Origin of the sequence: Catellatospora aurea (genome assembly GCF_042663325.1) — a bacterium.
Classification (GTDB): Bacteria; Actinomycetota; Actinomycetes; order Mycobacteriales; family Micromonosporaceae; genus Catellatospora; species Catellatospora aurea.
Genome location: NZ_JBHTAC010000021.1, coordinates 50,983 through 70,793, shown reverse-complemented (window position 1 = coordinate 70,793; position 19,811 = coordinate 50,983). Strand labels below are relative to the sequence as shown.

At 71.6% G+C, this 19,811-nt stretch carries 16 protein-coding genes; 10 read left to right on the top strand and 6 right to left on the bottom strand.

Features of this window, described 5'->3' with window-relative positions; genetic code table 11:
• Nucleotides 1-56: 56 nt before the first annotated feature.
• Complete coding sequence (locus ACFQO7_RS21020) at nucleotides 57-1,421, bottom strand: DUF4832 domain-containing protein (protein WP_376807926.1); 1,365 nt, start codon at nucleotides 1,419-1,421, stop codon at nucleotides 57-59.
• A 67-nt stretch (nucleotides 1,422-1,488) separates the two neighbouring features.
• Nucleotides 1,489-4,371 (bottom strand): fibronectin type III domain-containing protein, encoded by a 2,883-nt coding sequence (locus ACFQO7_RS21015; protein WP_376807925.1) that lies wholly within the window; start codon nucleotides 4,369-4,371, stop codon nucleotides 1,489-1,491.
• 258 nt (nucleotides 4,372-4,629) lie between these two features.
• On the opposite strand from ACFQO7_RS21015, the gene ACFQO7_RS21010 reads away from it, so the two are divergent.
• The 5 genes from ACFQO7_RS21010 to ACFQO7_RS20990 all read left to right on the top strand — a co-directional run bounded on the left by ACFQO7_RS21010 (nucleotide 4,630) and on the right by ACFQO7_RS20990 (nucleotide 10,714).
• Nucleotides 4,630-5,511 (top strand): carbohydrate ABC transporter permease, encoded by an 882-nt coding sequence (locus ACFQO7_RS21010; protein WP_376807924.1) that lies wholly within the window; start codon nucleotides 4,630-4,632, stop codon nucleotides 5,509-5,511.
• 14 nt (nucleotides 5,512-5,525) lie between these two features.
• On the top strand, nucleotides 5,526-6,410 hold the full coding sequence (locus ACFQO7_RS21005) for a carbohydrate ABC transporter permease (protein ID WP_376807923.1): 885 nt from the start codon (nucleotides 5,526-5,528) through the stop codon (nucleotides 6,408-6,410).
• Between the two features lie 29 nt (nucleotides 6,411-6,439).
• Entirely contained in the window at nucleotides 6,440-7,789 is a 1,350-nt protein-coding gene (locus ACFQO7_RS21000) for an ABC transporter substrate-binding protein (RefSeq protein ID WP_376807922.1), read from the top strand.
• A gap of 93 nt (nucleotides 7,790-7,882) precedes the next feature.
• Complete coding sequence (locus ACFQO7_RS20995) at nucleotides 7,883-9,379, top strand: glycoside hydrolase family 36 protein (RefSeq protein ID WP_376807921.1); 1,497 nt, start codon at nucleotides 7,883-7,885, stop codon at nucleotides 9,377-9,379.
• A 165-nt stretch (nucleotides 9,380-9,544) separates the two neighbouring features.
• Nucleotides 9,545-10,714, top strand: coding sequence for an ROK family transcriptional regulator (locus ACFQO7_RS20990; protein ID WP_376807920.1), 1,170 nt, complete (start codon nucleotides 9,545-9,547; stop codon nucleotides 10,712-10,714).
• Between the two features lie 98 nt (nucleotides 10,715-10,812).
• On the opposite strand, the gene ACFQO7_RS20985 is transcribed toward ACFQO7_RS20990, so the two are convergent.
• Together ACFQO7_RS20985 and ACFQO7_RS20980 are read right to left on the bottom strand one after the other, a co-directional pair.
• Entirely contained in the window at nucleotides 10,813-11,448 is a 636-nt protein-coding gene (locus tag ACFQO7_RS20985; protein ID WP_376807970.1) for a response regulator, read from the bottom strand.
• On the bottom strand, nucleotides 11,442-12,671 hold the full coding sequence (locus ACFQO7_RS20980; protein ID WP_376807919.1) for a sensor histidine kinase: 1,230 nt from the start codon (nucleotides 12,669-12,671) through the stop codon (nucleotides 11,442-11,444). The genes ACFQO7_RS20985 and ACFQO7_RS20980 overlap by 7 nt, the downstream gene beginning before the upstream one ends.
• 108 nt (nucleotides 12,672-12,779) lie before the next feature.
• Between ACFQO7_RS20980 and ACFQO7_RS20975 the strand changes: the two genes are divergently transcribed.
• The 3 genes from ACFQO7_RS20975 to ACFQO7_RS20965 all read left to right on the top strand — a co-directional run bounded on the left by ACFQO7_RS20975 (nucleotide 12,780) and on the right by ACFQO7_RS20965 (nucleotide 16,457).
• The gene (locus tag ACFQO7_RS20975; protein WP_376807918.1) at nucleotides 12,780-13,544 is read left to right on the top strand and encodes an ABC transporter ATP-binding protein; all 765 of its coding nucleotides are present in this window, start codon (nucleotides 12,780-12,782) and stop codon (nucleotides 13,542-13,544) included.
• Nucleotides 13,541-15,862 carry an FtsX-like permease family protein gene (locus ACFQO7_RS20970; RefSeq protein ID WP_376807917.1) on the top strand — a complete coding sequence of 774 codons (2,322 nt, stop codon included), beginning with the start codon at nucleotides 13,541-13,543 and terminating at the stop codon, nucleotides 15,860-15,862. The genes ACFQO7_RS20975 and ACFQO7_RS20970 overlap by 4 nt, the downstream gene beginning before the upstream one ends.
• Before the next feature lie 91 nt (nucleotides 15,863-15,953).
• Nucleotides 15,954-16,457 carry a ribosomal protein L7/L12 gene (locus tag ACFQO7_RS20965; protein ID WP_376807916.1) on the top strand — a complete coding sequence of 168 codons (504 nt, stop codon included), beginning with the start codon at nucleotides 15,954-15,956 and terminating at the stop codon, nucleotides 16,455-16,457.
• 6 nt (nucleotides 16,458-16,463) lie between these two features.
• Here the strand turns inward: ACFQO7_RS20965 and ACFQO7_RS20960 are convergent, their stop codons facing one another.
• A complete protein-coding gene (locus ACFQO7_RS20960) occupies nucleotides 16,464-17,216 on the bottom strand; it encodes an SDR family oxidoreductase (RefSeq protein WP_376807915.1) in 753 nt (250 codons plus the stop codon).
• 298 nt (nucleotides 17,217-17,514) lie between these two features.
• Between ACFQO7_RS20960 and ACFQO7_RS20955 the strand changes: the two genes are divergently transcribed.
• Together ACFQO7_RS20955 and ACFQO7_RS20950 are read left to right on the top strand one after the other, a co-directional pair.
• Nucleotides 17,515-17,718 (top strand): cold-shock protein, encoded by a 204-nt coding sequence (locus tag ACFQO7_RS20955; RefSeq protein WP_155368292.1) that lies wholly within the window; start codon nucleotides 17,515-17,517, stop codon nucleotides 17,716-17,718.
• A 95-nt stretch (nucleotides 17,719-17,813) separates the two neighbouring features.
• Nucleotides 17,814-18,779, top strand: a complete 966-nt coding sequence (locus ACFQO7_RS20950) for an acyl-CoA desaturase (protein ID WP_376807914.1) — start codon at nucleotides 17,814-17,816, stop codon at nucleotides 18,777-18,779.
• A gap of 8 nt (nucleotides 18,780-18,787) precedes the next feature.
• Here the strand turns inward: ACFQO7_RS20950 and ACFQO7_RS20945 are convergent, their stop codons facing one another.
• Nucleotides 18,788-19,771, bottom strand: coding sequence for a hypothetical protein (locus tag ACFQO7_RS20945; RefSeq protein WP_376807913.1), 984 nt, complete (start codon nucleotides 19,769-19,771; stop codon nucleotides 18,788-18,790).
• Nucleotides 19,772-19,811 lie beyond the last annotated feature (40 nt).

Genomic DNA, 19,811 nt, shown 5'->3' with positions numbered 1-19,811 from the left:
CGGGCGCCGCCGACGGGGTGCCGGCGGCGCCGTGGTGCGGTGGTGCGTCGGCGTCGTCAGCGGGTGGTGACGGCTCCGAGGTGCAGCCAGCCGGTGTGGATGTCCTGGCTGGTGTTGGCGAACCGCAACGGGATGCCGTTGGGCAGCGGGTTGGCCACGCGCAGCACGATGTCGTAGCTGCCGGGGCGCAGGCCGCGGGTGTCGATGCGGCTGGTCAGCTCGGCGGGGTCCTGGCCGGGCTGGATGCCGGTCACGGTCCAGTCGGTCTTCCAGCGCTTCACCAGACGGCCCTGGCTGTCGACGGCGGCCAGTTCGGCGCGCCAGTCGTAGTAGAAGGGCGCGGTGCCGCGGTTGGCCACGCGCACCGAGACGCGGTCGCGGGACAGCGCCGCCTCGGTGACGGTCAGTTCGTAGCCCAGCGACTTGGCGGCGGCCAGGGCGCGGAAGTACTCGTCGCCGGTGTAGCCGTCGGGGGCGAACGCCGCGTGGTTGATCATCCAGCTGATGTGGGTCTGGTCGACGGACTGGGTGAAGTCCTCGTACTGCCCGCAGCTGACCGGATGCTCGAACAGGCAGGACTGGATCTCGGGGCGCAGCTCGCCACCGATCGGCTCACGCTGCCACTTGTCGGTGACGCCCTCGTCGATGAGGCGCTGCACGAAGTGCCACGACTGCACGGGCAGCGTCTCGAAGGCGAACGAGTCGTCGTGGTAGCCGATGCCCAGCTCCTTGTTCTGCGCGCTCGGATAGCGGGCCAGCAGCCGGGTCTCGTCGAACGAGGTCTCGAAGTCGTTCAGGATGCCGGTGAGGATCTCGGTGGACGGCATCCAGTTCTCCGGCTTGGTCCAGCCGTCGTAGGGCCAGGTGTGCCACTCGCCCCAGAAGCCGATCAGGCCGAGGGTGAGGAAGCCGATGCGCGGATCGCCGTCGTACCTGCGCCCGAGCGCGGTGATGAAGTTCTGCAGAGCGCTGACCAGGCGCGGGTCGCTGTAGTCGGGGGCGACGCTGACGCCGTTGTTGCCGAAGTCGTCGTAGGCGTGGGTGTCCAGGCCCTGGTCCAGCAGGTACTGCGGGATGCCGGTGGGCTTGCCCGGGTAGTCGAGGTAGAACCGGAACACGGCCTGGTGGCCGCGGGCGGCGATGGCGTTGAGCTGCCGTTCGACGGCGTCCCAGCGGAACTGGTTCGGGCCGGTCATCACGTCGCGCACCGGCAGGTAGAACCATTCCATGCTGTACGGGAACGTCTGGTAGCTGCCCGCGTATGGCATGAAGCCCTTGAGCGGGTTGTCTGCGGGCGCGGAGGTGTAGGCCAGCGGCGTCCACGCCGGTGTGGTGGGCGCGGGCCGGGCCGCGGCGGGGGTGCCCGCGGCGAGGGTGAGGGCCGCCAGCAGGGCGACCGTGAGGCGGATTGTTCTTCTCATGTGGGTTTCCTCGGTCGGGGGTGGGCCGGCCAGGCCCCCGTCGCCTGGCCGGAGCGTGCGGGCAGGGTCAGCCGACGGTGATGCGGTCGATGTCGGGAGCCCAGTCAGAGGGGTTGGCGAAGGTGATCGTGTTGTTGCCGGCGCCCAGGTTCAGGGTGACCGTGGTGGTGCCGACGGTGTCCCAGTTGGCGGTGGGCGCGAAGTTCACCGTCTGGCCGTTGACCGTGGCGGAACGCGCCACGGCCGACAGGTAGTGGATCGTCACGGTGCGCGCGCCGCCCGTGCCGCCGGCGACGTTGTTGAACGACAGGGTCGCGCCGCTGCCGACGTAGCCGACCTTCGAGCCGCCCGAGCAGGCCGCGCAGGATGCCACGGCCGCTGTGCCGGTGCGGGTGTTGCCGGAGGACTCGGCCTCGTAGCTGACCGGTGTCGTGCCGCCCGCGTTGGTCGTCACGGTCAGCGGGCTGGATGCGGCCGAGTAGTTCCCGGCGGCGTCATAGGCCTTGATCGTGTACGTGTAGGAGGTCGACGCGGCCAACCCGGTGTCGGTGAAACCGGTGGTCGTCGACGTGCCGACCGGGCTGCCGCCGCGCAGGATCTGGTAGCCGGTCACGCCGACGTTGTCGGTGGAGCCGCTCCACGACAGCGTGACGGAGCTTGCGGTCTTGCTCGGCGAGGCCAGGCCGGTGGGGGTGCTCGGCGCGGTGGTGTCGCCACCGCCACCTGCCGTGGACACCGTGATGCGGTCGATGTCGGGAGCCCAGCCGGACGGGTTGGCGACGGTGATCGTGTTGCTGCCTGCGGCGAGGTTGAGCGTGACGGTGGTGGAGCCGACGGTGGTCCAGCTGCCGGTGGAGGCGAAGTTGACGGTCTGCCCGTTGACCGTGGCGGTGCGCGCCTCGGCCGTCAGGTAGTAGACCGTCACCGTGCGCGAGCCGCCGGTGCCTCCGGCGACGTTGGTGAACGCCAGCGCCGCCCCGTTGCCGAGGTAGCCGACCTTCGACCCGCCCGAGCATGTGGAGCACGCCGCCACCAGGGCGCCGCCGGTGAGCGTGTTACCCGAGGCCTCCGCCTCGTAGCCGGTGGGCGTGCCACCGCCTGACGTGGTGGACACGGTGACGGTGTTGCTTGCCGCGGACCGGTTGCCGGCCGCGTCCCGGGCCTTGACGGTGTAGCTGTAGCTCGTCGAAGCGGCCAGGCCGGTGTCGGTGAACGAGGTCCCGGCCGGGCTGCCGACCAGCGTCGCGCCGCGGAACACCTCGTAGCCGGTCACCCCGACGTTGTCGGTCGAGGCGGACCAGGACAGCGAGATCGACGACGACGTCTGGCCGGTGGAGGTGAAGCCCGTGGGGACCGAGGGTGCGGTGGTGTCGCCGCCGCCGGTGCCGACGGTCACCGCGCCCAGGCCGAGCCAGCCGTCCGCGTTCTGGGTGGTGTTGGCGAAACGCAGCTTCTTGGCGTCGGCGTCGACGGCCTCGAGGGGGTTCTTCACCCGCAGCACCCACTGGTAGCTGCCCTGCGGCACCGCGGAGAGGTTGACGCTGGTCTGGAAGTACTGCGGGTAGCCGAAGCTGCGGTAGGTGGGATCGGAACCCACGTTCCAGTCCGGGAACGCCCGGATCGACAGCGGCTGCACGGAACGCAGGTCCCACGGGGTGTCCCAGGTCTGCACCACGGCGCCCGAGCTGTTCTTGAGCCCGAGGGTCATGGTCCAGGGGTAGTAGAACGGGGCGACGCCGGTGTTGCTGATCTGCACGCCGACGTTGGTCGTGCCGCTCGCGGTGTCCTTGAAGTAGGAGTTGCCGACGGTGAGGTTGTAGCCCATCGCCCGCACCGCGGCCGAGACGTTCGCGTCGGTGGGCGAGTAGGCGGCGCTCCCCTCGTTGATCATCCAGGTGGCGTGGGCGAGCTCGATGCACGCCTTGAGGTTGTCGACCGTGCCGGAGCCGTTCGGCCAGGACTGGAACGCGAACGTCTGGATCTCGGGGCGCAGCTCACCGCCGATCGAGCTGCTGATCCACTTGTTCTCGGTGCCGGTGGCGATGTTGCGCTGCAGGTGGGCGTAGGAGGCGCCACCCATCGACTGGGGCAGGGTCACGCCCTGCAGCGGCGAGCCCTCCCGGAAGCAGAACGAGTCGTCGTGGTAGCCGATGTCGCGGGAGTTGGCCGCGCCGCCGGCCGCGTCGGCGTAGCGGATCTCGACCTTGGTGGTGTTGAACGCGGTGTCGAAGGCGGCGACGAGCTGCGCCCCGTTGGCGTCGGTGGGCATGTAGTTGGGCAGCCCGTCGCCGGTGTCGGTGTCGTAGGGCCAGGTGTGCCACTCGCCCCACAGCCCGACCAGGCCCAGGTGGATGAACCCGAGCCGGGGGTCGCCGTCGTAGCGGGCCCCGAACGCGGCGATGAAGTTCTTCAACGCGTTGATCAGGAACGGGCTGTCGTAGTCGGGGTGCGTGACGTTCCAGGTGGCGTCGGCGCGGGTGGCGACGTTGCCGTTGAAGCACGGCGGGATGGCGTTGGCCGGGTGGCTGCCGGTGCCGCCGGGGTAGGTCATGTAGATGCGGATGGCGGCCTGGTTGCCGTAGCCGGCGGTCTCGGCCAGCATGCTGTCGATGATCGACCAGTGGTAGCTGCCGCAGTTCCCGGCGTTGGTCATGATCTCGGACAGGCCGAAGTAGCCCCAGGTCAGCGCGTGCGGGAAGCCGTTGTTCTGGTCGCCGCCGGGCGTGTAGAACCGGGCCCAGCCTTTGAGCGGGTTGTCCACCGGCCCGGGGGCCGCGGTCAGCGCGTGGACCTGCAGGGACGAGTCGGGACTGGCGGGCGCCGCGGGACGGGGCGGCGGCCCGGCGGGAGCGGCTGACGCGCCGGACGGGCTGGTGAGCGTCAGTGCCGCACCGAGGGCGGCAGCGGCGAGGGCGGCCAGGACGGTACGGCCGCGTGAACGTGATTTCACGGTGATCTCCGGTGGGAGTCGGGCTGTTCTCCGGGCGGTGCGGGGTGCCTGTGCCACGCGGGCACACCACTGAGCCGACTCGCAGGGTCCACATAGTCCCTGGTCGGAGCATCGGCACAGCAGTTCTGAGCTGGTCGTCCTCCTCGTCGTTACCGAAGTAATACGAAGAGGTGTTGACAAAATTTCGAAGGTCTACATCATTATTCGAGAGCGGGGCGGCTGGCAAGAGCCGACCGATAGACGGATCCGAGGACGTTGATGAGCTCGACAAAACCGCGAGACGACCGGCGGGCGGCGTGGCTGTTCCTGCTGCCGGTGCTGGTCGGATTCGCCGTCTTCTACGGCTACCCGGCCGCCCGGGGCGTGTGGTACTCGGTCACCGACTACAACATGCTCAACACCGCGACGTACGTCGGCGCGGAGAACTACACCAAGCTGCTGGCCGACGAGCAGTTCTGGAACGCCATGCTGGTCACCGCCTGGTACGTGGTGCTCAACATCGGCTCGCAGACCCTGCTGGCATTGGGCATCGCCTCGCTGATGCACCGGCTGACCCGCTCGGTCGTGCTGCGGGCGACGCTGCTGCTGCCGTGGCTGGTCCCCAACGTCACCATCGGCCTGCTCTGGATGTGGCTGCTGGACACCAACCTCGGCTTCGTCAACCAGCTGCTGCACACCGTAGGCCTGGGCCCGGTCGGCTTCTTCACCGACGAGACCTGGGCGATGCCGACCGTGGCCGGCATCAACACCTGGGCCTACACCGGCTACACGGCGCTGCTGCTCTACGCCGGGATGCTGCAGATCCCGCAGTACCTCTACGAGGGCGCGTCGATCGACGGCGCGGGCGAGTGGCGGATGTTCCGGCGGATCACCCTGCCGCTGCTGCGGCCGGTGCTGGCGCTGGTGCTGGTCGTGTCGCTGATCGGCTCGTTCCAGATCTTCGACACCATCGCGGTCACCACCAAGGGCGGCCCGGTCTCGGCCACGCAGGTCATCTACTACTTCATCTACCTGCAGGCGTTCAAGTACTTCCACATGGGCTACGCCGCGGCGGCGGCGGTCTTCCTGGCCCTGATCCTCGGCGTGCTCACCGCGATACAGATGCGCCTGCTGCGCGCCTCGCGCTCGGACCTGGCGTGAAGGGGACGACAGCCATGACACCGAAATCCTTCAACCTCGGACGCGCCCTGGCCTGGGTGGCGATAACCGTGGTCATCGTGGTGACCGTCTTCCCGTTCTGGTGGATGATCCGCACGGCGCTCACTCCGGCCGCCGACATCTACACCGACAACGCGAGCCTGCTGCCCGAACATCCGACACTGATCAACTTCCTGCGGGTGCTCGGCCTGACCACCGAGGCCGAGGCCCGCGCGGCGGGCGGCTCCGGCGCGCACCTCAACTTCGCCGGCTACCTGTGGAACTCGATCGTCTACTGCGGACTGATCGCCGCGGTGCAGACCCTGTTCTGCGCGATGGCCGGGTACGCGTTCGCCCGGCTGCGCTTCCCCGGCCGCGACCTGGTGTTCGCGATCGTGATCGCGGCCCTGATGGTGCCGCCGATCTTCACGCTGCTGCCCAACTTCATCCTGGTCAAGGACCTCGGCTGGATGAACACCATGGCCGGCATGGTCGCCCCGACGATCCTGATGACCCCGTTCGCGGTGTTCTTCCTGCGCCAGTTCTTCCTGTCGCTGCCCCGCGACGTGGAGGAAGCGGCGATCCTCGACGGCAACGGCCCGTGGGGCATCTTCTGGCGCATCGCGCTGCCGATGAGCCGCGGCCCGCTCATCACGATCGGGCTGACCACGACCGTGTGGGCGTGGAAGGACTACCTGTGGCCGCTGCTGGTCGGCCGGGACGAGGAGAACCGCCTGGTCACGGTCGCGCTCGGGGTGTTCCTGCAGCAGTCGCCCAACACCCAACCCGACTGGACCGGCCTGATGGCCGCCTCGACGCTGTCGGTCCTGCCCGTGCTGCTCCTGCTCGTGTTCGTGGGCAAGCGGCTGGTCCAGTCCCTGAACTTCACCGGAAGCAAGTGACACACCCACCCCCGAGAAAGAAGGAAATGATGATCCGCACATCACGGGTCGGGGCGGCGCTGCTGACCCTGGCTGTGGCGGCCGGCATGGCCGCGTGCAGCAGCAGCACCGAGGAGGAGCCCGGCGCGGCCGTGACCCTCGACTACTGGCTGTGGGACGACAACCAGAAGGCGTCCTACCAGCAGTGCGCCGACGAGTTCACGAAGGCCAACCCGAACATCACCATCAAGATCAGCCAGGCGGCCTGGAACGAGTACTGGCAGAACCTGACCACGCAGATCGCCGCGGGTGACGCGCCGGACGTGTGGACCAACCAGGGCTCGTACTACCCGCAGTTCGTCAGCTCCGGGCAGATCCTCGACATCCAGCCCTACGTCACCGCCGACAAGGTGGACCTGTCGCAGTACCAGGGCGGCCTGGCCGACCTGTTCACCAAGGGCGACCAGCGCTTCGGCCTGCCGAAGGACTGGGACACCATGGCCCTGGTCTACAACACCGAGCACCTCAAGGCCCAGGGCATCGACGCCGCGTCACTGGCGAACCTGACCTGGAACCCGACCGACGGCGGCACCTTCGAGCAGCTCATCGCGAAGGCCACGGTCGACGAGAAGGGCCGCAACGGCCTGGACCCGGCGTTCGACAAGACCAAGGTCAAGGTGTTCGGCTACCTGCCGGAGTGGGCCGACGGCTCGCAGGGCCAGAACGGCTGGGGCAACCTGGCCGCCAGCAACGGGTTCACCTACCTGGACAAGAACCCGTGGGGCACCCAGTACAAGTACGACGACCCCAAGCTGGCCCAGACCATCGACTGGTTCAAGTCGCTGAGCGCCAAGGGTTACGCCCCCGCGCTGGACAAGGCATCCACGCTGAGCCGTGACTCCCTGCTCAACGCGGGCAAGGGCGCGATCACCTTCGCGGGCTCCTGGATGATCAACAGCTACCTGGGTGAGGGCGCGAAGCTGAAGTTCGCGTTCGCTCCGCTGCCGGCCGGCCCGCAGGGCCGCAAGACGGCGATCAACGGTCTGTCGGACGCGATCTGGGCCGGCACCAAGCACAAGGACGAGGCCTGGAAGTGGGTCAAGTTCCTGGGCTCGGCCGAGTGCCAGAACATCGTGGGCGGCAACGGCGTGGTCTTCCCCGCCATCAAGACCGCCAGCGAGAAGGCCCTGGCCGCGCACACCGCCAAGGGCCGCGACGTGAAGGTGTTCGTCGACGAGGCCGCCGCGCCCGGTGGCACGTTCTTCGTGCCGATCACCGAGCACGGCAACGAGGTCAGCCAGCTCGTGCAGGACGCCATCCAGTCGGCGATCCTCGGCCAGAGCGACTCGGCCACCGCCCTGAAGAAGGCCAACGACCAGGTCAACGCCCTGTTCAAGTAGGCCCCGCACGAACCGGTGCGGCGGGACGCGCTGATGCGTCCCGCCGCACCCCCACACCAGCGACTCATTGCATCTCACCCGCCAAGGAGAACCATGGCACTGCTCATCGAGCTGGCCGGCCACACTTTCGCCCTCGAACACGACGGCCCCGGCAGCCCGCAAGCAGCCGACGGGGGCCTGGTCCTGCCACCGGGACGGGTCGCGTTGCTGCACGGACTGGGCGATGCCCTGTTCTACCGGCACGGGCACAACTCATGGAGCCCCTGCGGCTGGCGGCGGCTGAGCGAGGCTCCGCTGCGCATCGCCAACCCGCAGCGGCGGCTCACCGCCGACGACACCGTCTGGGACGACCCGGCCCGCCACCACTCCTCCGCGGTGGCCGCGCTGGACGCCGGTGACGGCAACGTCCTGCTGCTGGGCGCGCTCGGCCTGGGCGTGCCGCGGCTGGCCGCCGACCGGGACACCATCTCCGGCTGGTACGAGACCGGCGCCCACCCCTGGTTCGCCGCGTACGGCCCCGAGGACGAGGTCTTCGCCGCGTACACCCGGCAGTTGGCGCAGCGCCTGGGCAGCAGCGGCCGCCGCGCCGGCAACGTCTGGTGCTCCTGGTACGCCTACTACGAGACCATCACCGAGCAGCAGCTCGCCAAGGACGTCGACGACCTGCGCGGGCTGCCGTTCGACGTGGTGCAGGTCGACGACGGCTGGGAGCGGCTGGTCGGTGACTGGCAGCCCAACCACAAGTTCCCGTCCGGCATGAAGGCGCTGGCGGACCGGATCACCGACGCGGGCATGACAGCCGGGCTGTGGCTGGCCCCGTTCATCGCCCTGCCCGGCTCCGAACTGGCCCGCGAGCGGCCCGAGATGCTGCTCCGCGACTCCCGCGGGGAGCTGGTCATCGCCGGCAACAACTGGGGCAGCGGCTACCACGCCCTCGACCTGTCCCGGCCCGCGACCCGCGAGTACCTGACCGAGTTGACCCACCGGGTGGTGCACGAATGGGGCTTCAAGTACCTCAAGCTCGACTTCGTCAACGCCGGGGCCGCGCCGGGCGTACGCGCCGACGGCGGCGAGCGCGAGCAGTCCTACCGCGACGCGCTCGCGCTGATCCGCGAGGTCGCCGGGGACGACGTCTACCTGCTGGGCAGCGGCGCGATGCTGCTGCCGTCGCTGGGCATCCTCGACGGGCTGCGCAGCGGGCCGGACGTCGCACCGATGTGGCAGAACTACGCCAGCGACGACCCGTCGGACGCGATGGCCCGCAACGCGGTGGTCAACACGCTGCACCGGTTGTGGCAGCAGCCGCTGGCCGAGGTCGACCCGGACGTCATCTACTTCCGCAGCCGCCTGAACCTGCTCACCGAGCAGCAGCTGGAGTGGCTGCGGGACCTGGCCGACATCTGCCGGTTCCGGGCCGTGTCCGACCCGCCGAGCTGGCTGTCGGCCACCGAGCTGGACGACATGACCGGTTACCTGGCGGCGCGCCCGGACATCCGGCAGCTCGGCCGGTACGAGTACGCCGTCGACGGGCGGCGGGTCGACTTCGCCCCGGCGGTGACTCCCGCGGCGCAGGCCTACCCCATCTCCTGAAGGCGCTCCGGCCGCGGCGGCCCGGTTGCACTCCCCCGCCAGGGGGAGCACGCAGCCGGGCCCGGATCGTCAGCTCACTGTCCGTGGGCTTGCCATCACTTCACGATTTTGTAAAGATCAAAGCGTATTGTGCGGGTCTTCCCGCACGCAAACAAGGGACAGAACGTGACAGAGCTAGCAACGACCGGAACGGATCTGCCGCGGCTGCGCGAGCTCAACTCGTTGAGCATCGTGCGGGCGCTGCGTGACCACCCGCCGTCCACCGTCACCGAGCTGTCCCAGCGCACCGGCCTGTCCCGGCCCGCCGTCGACGTCATCGCCCAAGGGCTGGTCACCGACGGCTGGGCCACCGTGCTCGAACCCGGCGCGAGCAGCGCCGTCGGCCGCCCCGCCCGGCGCTACCAGTTCCGCGCCGGTGCCGGGTATGTCGTGGGCGTCGACGTGGGCGTGCACAAGATCCTGGCGCTGCTGGCCGACCTCGACGGCAACATCGTGCACTCCGTACGGCAGTCCGTCGCCGCCGAAGCCGCGCCCACCGAACGTCTCGCCGTGCTCGACGCCGTGCTCGACGCCTGCGTGGCCGGGGCCGGCAAGTCCCCGGGCGACATCTGGGCCGTCACCGCCGCGGTCACCGGCGCCGTCGACGCCGCCGGGCGGACCAGCTTCTTCACCCCGCTGCCGGGCTGGAAGAGCGTCGACCTGGCCGGGCACCTCGGCGGGCGCTTCTCCTGCCCGATTGTGGTGGAGAACGACTGCAAGCTCGCGGCCCTGGCCGAGCGGTGGAAAGGCGCGGCGACCGACGCCGACGACATCGTCTACCTGCTCGGCGGCATGCGCAACGGCGCCGGCCTGATCATCGACGGGGTGCTGCGGCGCGGGTTCGGCGGCGCGGCCGGCGAGATCGGCGCGCTCAAGCACGTACGCTGGCTCAACGCCCCCTCGCACCTGCAGAACTGCCCCGGCGTGCCCGACACGGTCAGCCCGGACGACGCCGCGGCCTGGGTCTTCAACGCCGCGCGGCAGGGCGACAAGGCGGCCCGCGGCGCGGTCAACCGCTACGTCAAGGACCTGGCCGTCGGCGCGGCCGCGCTCGTGCTGACCCTGGACCCGCAGGTCGTCGTGTTCGGCGGCGGCTTCTCCCGGTCGGCCGACCTGGTGCTCGACCCGCTGCGCCAAGAACTCCAGCGGCTGTGCCTGCGCATGCCCGAGGTGCGCGCGTCCACGCTGGGCGCGGACTCGGTCGCTCTCGGCGCGCTCAAGCTGTCGCTCAACGAGGTCGACGCCCGGCTGTTCAGCGCCGGCCTGTCCGCCCCCGTCGCCCCCCGCCGCCAGTGACGCCCGCGGCCCGCACCGCGCCCGGGGCCGCTTGACCCCCGCACGAAGGAAGCGCACCTTCACATCGCTATGCGTTGTAGAAGGTGCCCTTCCTTTCCTCAGGCGCGGAGGAAGGCGAGCACGGCCAGGACGCGGCGGTGCTGGTCGCCGGCCGGTGGCAGGTCGAGTTTGATGAAGATGCTGCTGACGTGCTTGTTCACGGCCGCCTCGGTGACGAACAGGCCGCGGGCGATGGCCGCGTTGGCCTGGCCCTGGGCCATCAGCTCCAGGACCTCGCGCTCGCGAGGGCTCAGCCGCTGCAGCGGGTCCTGCCTGCGGCGCAGCAGCTGCCGAACGACCTCGGGGTCGACGACGGTGGCCCCGGCCGCGACCCGCTCAGCGGCCTGCGCGAATTCCGCCACCGCGCCGACCCGGTCCTTGAGCAGGTAACCGACGGCGTGACCCCCGCCGGTGTCGAGCAGTTTCGCGGCGTAGGACTGCTCGACGTACTGGCTGAGCACGAGCACGGGCAGGGCGGGGTCGGCGTCGCGCAGGTTGACGGCGGCGCGCAGGCCGTCGTCGCTGTGGTCCGGCGGCATACGCACGTCGGTGACGACCAGGTCGGGGCGGTCCGCGGTGACCGCGGCGACCAGCGCCGGGGCGTCGCCGACGGCCGCGGTGACGGTGTGGCCGAAGCGTTCCAGCAGGCTGGTCAAGCCTTCGCGGAGCAGCACGCTGTCCTCGGCGATCACGATCCGGAGTGGCACGGCACCTCCACGTGCAGCAGGGTCGGCCCGCCCGGCGGGCTGGACAGGCGCATCCGTCCGTCGAGGACGGACAGTCGGTCGGCCAGCCCGGCCAGGCCGCTGCCCGCGGCGGCGTCGGCCCCGCCCGTGCCGTCGTCACGGATCTCCAGTACGAGCAGGTCGGTGTGCAGCCGCCCGGTGACCTCAGCCCGCATCGCGCCGCTGTGCTTGGCGATGTTGGCCAGCGCCTCGGCCACCACGTAATAGGCCGTTACCTCGACGGCGGCGGGCAGCCGGTGCGGCAGCCGGATGTCGACCCCGACCGGGACCTGCGACAGCGTCGCCAGCTCACCGACGGCGTCAGCGAGGCCGTGGTCGGTGAGCACCTGCGGGTGCACACCGCGGATCAGCGCCCGCAGCTCCTGCAACGTCAGCGCGACCTGGTCCTGCGCGGCGGCCAGGTGCCGGGCGACCGGCGAACCCGGTTCGGCGTCGAGCCCGGCCAGGCCCAGCTGCACGCTCAGCGAGACGAGGCGCTGCTGCGCGCCGTCGTGCAGGTCGCGCTCGATGCGGCGGCGCTCCAGCTCGAACGCGTCCATCAGCCGGGCCCGGGAGGCGCGCACCTCGCGCAGTTGCGCGCCGAGCTCGTCGTCGCGCGGGGCGAGCACGGCGCGGGTGAACGCGGCCCTGGCCCCGGCCCAGGCGGTGATGGTGTACGGGGCGGGCAGCAGCAGGACGAACCCGAGGATGGCCAGCCCCCACACGTCGGAGTCGTCGACCGGCGAGAGCATCACGATGACGGGCACGGCGAGCGCGCCGAACAGCACGCCGAGGTCCATCCACCACAGCCCGACCAGCGACAGCGCGGTGAAGCCCAGCTCGCGCCAGGTCGCGGGCTCGCGCAGCCGGGTCGTCAGCCAGGCCCGCGTGCCCGGTTGGGCCGGCTGCTGGTGCGGGTCGGGGGCCGGGTCGAGGTCGACCAGCCGCAGCCGCCAGCGCTCGAACCGGGCCACGTAGATGCCCGACAGCAGCAGCGCCAGGATCGCCAGCACGCCGACCAGCACGATCAGCAGGACCAGCCCGGCCGCGGCGAGCATGAGCACGACCGCGCCGACCAGCCCGCCGACGAGCACCCCGGAGACCAGGTACGCCAGGGACCGCCACGGCCACCAGGAGGTCAGGAACCGCAGCGGCCGCTGAGCCAGGGCCTGCCAGGCGGTACGCGCGTGCACGGCTCGACGGTACCCGCCGGTTGATCTCTTGACGGTAGTGCACGCACTACCTCCGAAGTCCCGTCCACGCCAATGCGCCCGCCCCGCCGCACGAGTGGACTGGACGCCATGACGATCACCACATCCCCCGTCGCCGAGGCGGTCGGGCTGACCGGCGCCCGCAAGGTGTACGGGACCGGAGCCCAGGCCGTCACGGCGCTGGACGAGCTGACCCTGGCCTTTGCATCCGGGACCTTCACCGCCGTCATGGGCCCGTCCGGGTCCGGCAAGTCCACCCTGCTGCAGTGCGCCGCCGGGCTGGACCGGCTGACCTCGGGCACCGTCCGCGTCGGCGGCGTGGACCTGGGCGGGCTGAGCGAGCAGCGGCGCACCGTGCTGCGCCGCGAGCGGATCGGCTTCGTGTTCCAGGCGTTCAACCTGGTCGCGTCGCTGACCGCGGCACAGAACGTGGAGCTGCCGCTGCGGCTGGCGGGCCGCCGTCCGGGCGGGGCGGCGGTGCGGGCCGCGCTGGCCGAGGTGGGGCTGGCCGACCGGGCCGCACACCGGCCGGCCGAGCTGTCCGGCGGCCAGCAGCAGCGCGTCGCCATCGCCCGCGCCCTGATCACCCGCCCGGACGTGGTCTTCGCCGACGAGCCGACCGGAGCGCTGGACACCGCGGCCTCGCGGGAGGTGCTGGGCCTGCTGCGGTCTGCCGTGGACGGCCACGGGCAGACGGTCGTGATGGTCACCCACGATCCGGTCGCCGCCTCGTACGCCGACGAGGTGGTGTTCCTGCGCGACGGGCGGATCGCCGACCGGCTGGGCGGGGCCGCGCTGGTGCCCGGCCGCGCCGAGCAGATCGCCGGCCTGATGGCACGCCTGGAGCAGCGATGATCGCGCTCGCTGCGGTTCGCGGCCGGGCCGCGTCGCTGGCCGGCACGTTCGCCGGTCTCACCCTCGGCGTCGCGCTGATCGCGATGACGCTGCTCGTGCACGTGGCGGCGCAGCCGCGCACCCCGCAGCGGCTGGCGGCCGCGCCGGTACTGGTGCACGGGCCGGTCGCGCCGGACGCGGCCGGGGTCGGCAGCGGCGTGCGGCCGTGGGCGGCCACCGACGCCGCCGCGCTGGCCGATCGCTTGGCCGGGCTGGCCGGTGTCGCGGCGGCGGTGCCCGACCGGTCGTTCTACGCGCAGCTCGTCGTCGGCGGCAGGCCGGTCGGCGACGCCGAGGACGCCGGGGCGGGGCACGGCTGGTCCAGTGCCGCGCTGGGCGGATACCCGCTGGTCGCGGGTGCGGCCCCTGCCGCCGATGGGGAGGTCGCCGCCGACGTCGCGAGCGGGCTCGCGGTCGGCGCGCGCACCACGCTGCTGACCGCAGGCGGTCCGGCCGAGGTGACCGTCACCGGCCTGGTCGGCGGGCCGGGGGTCTACACGTCCGATGCCGTGGCGGAGCGGCTGTCGCCCGGCGTGCCGGTGATCGGCTTGCTGCTGCGGGCCGGGGCTGATCCCGAAGCCGTCGCGGCCGCCGCGCGCGACGCCGTGCCCGCGGCGGTCGTCGCGACCGGCGAGCAGCGGGCCGCGCTCGAACCGGTGCAGCAGGCCAAGACCCGCTGGCTGGGCACTCAGCTGTTGATCGCGATGGCGAGCCTGGCGGTGTTCGTGACCGTGTTCGTGGTCGCGTCGACGTTCGCGCTCAACGTCGCGCAGCGGCGGCGTGAGCTGGGCCTGCTGCGCACGGTGGGGGCGACCCCGCGCCAGATCCGGCGGTTCGTGCTGGGTGAGGCGCTGCTCGTCGGGGCGGCCGGTGGCGTCGCCGGGGCGCTGCTCGGCACCGCGGCGGCCGGTCCGGCGGGCGGGCGGCTGGTGCGGTGGGGCCTGGCCGATCCGGGGCTGCAGGTCCGGGCGCAGCTCATGCCGGTGCTCGCGGCGGTCGCTGTCGGCATCGGGGTCGCGCTGGTCGGCGCGTACGCGGCCGGGCGGCGTGCCGCGAAGGTGCCGCCGATGGCCGCGCTGCGGGAGGCCTCGGTCGAGGCGCGGGCCATGGGGCCGGGCCGCTGGCTGCTCGGCGGCGGCGCGCTGCTGCTCGCCGGCTTCCTGGCACTGCGCACCGCGACCGCCGCCGCCGACGAGCGCGTCAACACGGCGCTGTTCGCCGCGATGGCGTTGACCGCCGCCGCGGCGCTGCTCGCCCCGGTGCTGGTGCCGCCGCTGGTGCGGCTGGTCTCCTGGCCGCTGCGCGGCACCCGGGGAGCGGGACCGATGCTGGTGCGGGCCGAGTCGCTGACTGCGGCGCGGCGCACCGCCGCCACCGCGGCCCCGGTGATCGCCACGGTCGGGTTCGCGGTGCTGCTGTCCGGCATGGTCTCCACCATGCGGGAGGCGTACCCCGCCGGACAGGCTGCGAAGCTGGCCGGGATCACCGTCGCCGTGCCCAACGGCACCCCGGGGCTGACCGAAGCCGCCGCGGGCGGCCGATCGGTCCTGCCGAGCCGGGTGTACGCGAACGGCCTGTCCATCGCCGCGTTCGGCACCGCCACCGGCCCGGTCAGCTTCGCGGCCGGCGTCGCCGACGCCCTCGGCGTGCGGGTCGGCGGCACCGTCGACGTGGTGTTCGCCGACGGGAACGCCGAGCGGCTGACCATCGCGAAGATCACCCCCGACGGGCAGGTCGACGACGATCTCATCCTGCCGCGGGACCTGGTCCGCCGCCACGATCCGTCCGCGCTGGCCCAGTCTGTGGTGGGAGTGGACGCCGTCGCGCTGGCCGGGCTGCCCGGGGTCGAGGTCCTCGACGCCAAGGCGTACGCCGACCGCAGCAGCGGCGAGGACAGCCGGCTGCTGTGGCTGTTCGCGACGGTGCTGATCGCCCTGTCCGTCGGCTACACGGGCATCGCGGTCGTCAACACGATGGCCATGTCGGCCGAGAGCCGACGACCTGACCTGGCCGTGCTGCGCCGGGCCGGAGCCACACCGCGGCAGACGCTGCGGTACGCGGCGGCCGAGGCGTTGCTGGTGGTGGCACTGGGCACGGGCCTCGGCCTGGCGGTGACCGTTCCGCCACTGCTGGGCATGGCCGCAGGTCTGGAGCAGGAGGTCGGCGTGCCGGTCGCGCTGCGCCTGCACTGGCCGGTGCTGGTGGCGACCGTGCTGGCCACGGCCGCCGTGGCGGTGGCCGCGTCGTTGACGGCGACCAGACGGGCATTGCAACGGTGACATCGTCCTGAAACGGCCCGCGTCGACCTCCCGACGCGGGCCGTTCCGCGCACCCGATCACGACGGGCGGCCGCCCGCTACCGTGTGCGCCATGACCGAGATCATGCTGGCTGCCATCGTGGTGCTGCTCGTCGTCATCGCTGTGCTGCTCGCCCGGCGGAGCCGCCGCGACTCGACCGACCTGCTCGGATCCGCGATGGCCGCCCGCGAGGACGAGCACGCCCGCGCGAGCGGCACCGGCTCCGCAGTGGCCGGCACACCGGAGGCCGAATTCCTGGTGCAGCAGGTGCGGATGCTGATGAACCAGCGTAAGAAGATCCCCGCCGTGAAGCTGTGGCGCGACGCCACCGGGGCCTCGCTCGCCGACGCCGTCAAGGCTGTCGAGCAGATCGCGGCCGGTGGCACACCGTCGGTGCCGAAGGCGGGCGTGCTGCCGACAGCCGGGTTGCCGGTCGGCCCGATGCTCGGACCCGAGCTGATGACGAACGCCCGCGACCTCAAGCGCCAGGGCCGGGCAATCGAGGCCATCAAGCTGGTGCGCCAGCACACCGGCCTGGGCCTGCGGGAGGCGAAGGACGTCGTCGACGAGCTCTGAGCCGCCTCAACCGGGCAGGAGCTGCTGGCCGCCGTCGATGTCGTACGTCGCGCCGGTCAGCGCCGTGTTGGCCATGAGGTGCACGGCGAGCGCGGCCACGTCCGCCGGTCCGACCACCCGCCCGATGGGCAGCGTGGCGCGCAGCTGCTCGCGGCGCCGGTCGAGGTCGTCGCCGAGCAGTTCCGCGGACAGCGGGGTGTCGACGAACCCGGCGGCGATGAGGTTGACCCGGATCGGCGCGAGTTCCAGGGCCAGGTTGGCGGTCATCGCGGGCAGCGCCGCCGTGCCCATCGCGGCGACGGTCAGGCCGGGACGCGGGCGGCGGGCACCGGTGCCGCCCATGAAGATCAGCGTCCCGCCGGGCCGGACCCGGCCCGGGGCCAGCCGTGCCACGTTGATGGGCAGCCACATGTGCTCGTCGAACGAGCGGCGCGCCTGCTCCACGTCCATGTCGGCGAGCAAGCCGTAGTAGGGCCGGCCGGCGGTGATCATCACGTGGTCGACCGGTCCGGGCAGGTCCTGGAAGAACCGTTCGAGCGCGGCCGGGTCGGTGGCGTCGAACGCGGCGCTGCGTAACGCGCCCAGGTCGGCGGCGGCCCGCGCGAGGCGGTCGGCGTCACGGCCGGTAAGGATGACCTCGGCACCCTCGTTGCGGGCCAGCCGGGCGGTTTCCAGGCCGATGCCGGCGCTGCCGCCGATCACGACGACCGTGGCCCCGGACAGGACGGGCTCGCGCGGGTCGGTGGATGTGATGGCCACGACTCCTCCTCGACCGCTATTCGACAGTGCTCAGCATCTCCCCGGAGCGTAGCCGCAGACCGGCTCCGACCGGGCTGGCCTGCGGTTTCCGGGAATCTGGAGCCGCGTGCCGGGAATCGCGGCGGGTGTGGGAGAGTTGTAGTCATTCAGTCGTGATTTTGCGTGTTCAGTAGTTGATCTTTTGACGCCCGCGAATCAGGTCACGCGGGTGGTTTCGTCTTCCTCTTGGGGCGGATGTTGCCGCCGGGACAACGGCTGGGTGCCGCAGAGTGCGGCCCCATTCCTGAGGAGGAACGACATGGCACAGGGCACCGTGAAGTGGTTCAACGCCGACAAGGGCTTCGGCTTCATCTCCGTGGACGGCGGCGGCGCTGACGTCTTCGTCCACTTCTCCGAGATCCAGTCGAACGGCTTCCGCAGCCTCGAGGAGAACCAGAAGGTCGAGTTCGACATCGTGCAGGGCCAGAAGGGCCCCCAGGCGGCGGGCGTTCGCGTCCTCTGAGCAAACCTGATCACGGCCGGGAACCCATCGGGCTCCCGGCCGTGTCGTATACCGGCCTGCTCGCACCTCACCACCGGATCTCAGACAGGAGTCGCATGGGCGCGACCACACCGACCGCAGTCGTCGATCACCTCGATGTCCCCCGTACCGCGCAGGGACCGAAGCCGATGCTCGCCCCACCGCAGAGCAGAGCAGGCGCGATCGCGATCTGGATCTTCGTGGTCACCCCGTTCCTCGCCCTGCTCGCGGCCGTGCCGATCGCCTGGGGCTGGGGCCTGTCCGGCGTCGACCTGACCCTGGCGATCACCACGTACCTGGTCAGCGGCTTCGGCATCGCGGCCGGGTACCACCGCCACCTGACCCACGGATCGTTCAAGGCACGGCGCGGGCTGCGCGTGGCGCTGGCCGTGGCCGGATCGCTCGCCGTCGAAGGCTCGCCGACCCAGTGGGTCGCCAACCACCGCCGGCACCACGCCTTCTCCGACCGGGAGGGCGACCCGCACTCCCCCTGGCGCTACGGCACCAGCGTCGGCGCGGTGCTCAAGGGGCTGTTCCACGCGCACATCGGCTGGATGTTCCGGCGCGAGGTGAGCAACCGGGCCCGGTTCGCCCCCGACCTGGTCGCCGACCGCGACATCCAGGTGGTCGACCGCCTGTTCGGTCCGCTGGTCGCGGTGTCGCTGCTCTCCCCCGCCCTGATCGGCGGCCTCGTCACCGGCACCTGGGCCGGTGCGCTGAGCGCCTTCTTCTGGGCCGGGCTGGTCCGGATGGCCGTGCTGCACCACGTCACCTGGTCGGTGAACTCCATCTGCCACGTCGTCGGCGACCGCCCCTTCGTCAGCAAGGACCGGGCCACCAACTTCTGGCCGCTGGCGCTGCTCTCCTTCGGCGAGAGCTGGCACAACTCCCACCATGCCGATCCGACCGGAGCGCGGCACGGCGTGCTGCGCGGCCAGCTCGACCCGGCCGCCCGGCTCATCTGGATCTTCGAGAAGCTCGGGCTCGCACGGGACGTACGCTGGCCGGTGCCCGAGCGACTCGACGCCAAGCGCGCGCGATAGCGCCCCGGCTACTTCGCCAGTTCGGGCAGGAAGGCGGCCAGGGCGCTGGTGGCCAGCGGCGCGAAGACGCTCAGCGCGGTCAGCGGCGAGCGCAGCAGCGAGACGTCCAGCTGCAGCAGTCCCTCCCACCGCTTGCGCTGGTCGTCCCAGGCGGGATCGAACACGAGCGTGTCCGGGATCGGCACGATCGTGTCGACCGCCAGGGCCGCCCGCGCCCGCCACGCGGCGAGCATCGGCACGGTCACCAGCAGCAGCAGGAACGCGAACGCCGCGCCGTACAGCAGCACGTAGCTCGATGGGAAGGGATCGGGCCCGTCCTTCGGGGGCGGGAACGCCTCCAGGGTGACACCGCGCATGGCTCCGGTGGTCACGATGGCGGCGATCACGGTGAGCGCGAAGGCCAGCGCGCAACGCGTGATCACCTCCCAGAGCGCGAGGAGCTGCTGCAGCGGCGCGTGCAGCGGCGACGGCCCGGCCTGCGCGGTGGTGGGCTCGGCCGCCGCCTGGCCGATCTCCCGACCGAGGTCGCGGATGCGCGCGTGCACAAGCCAGACCTGCGCCAGCCACGGCACCAGGACGAGCGCGCCGATGGCGACCAGGCCGGAGGTTCGCACACTGACGTAGCCGATCGGCACCGGCTCGCGGTGCGCGGCCACAGCGCGTGCCCCCAGGGTCACCGCGGTGGCGGTGACGGCGACAAAGAGCAGCGCCAGCCAGGTGAACACCGTGATGCGCCGTCGTCCGGCCGGATCGGACTCATGCCTGCTCTGCCGGAGCTGCGCCACGCCGCGTGAGCCGACGACAATGAACAGCAGCAGGCTGGCGGCGCCGACGGCCCGCCAGAGCAGCCAGCTCGTCGAACCGGTCACCGCGTGGCTGTGCGCGGTGCCCGTGTCCGCGCCCCAGCCCAGCAGGGGCACGGCGGCGACCAGCACCACCACCGCCGCGAGCGTGTTCACCGCCGGGGCGAACGGCACGAGCTTCGACGACATGACCGGTCCTCGGGTCAGCGCGACATGACTGCCGGTGACT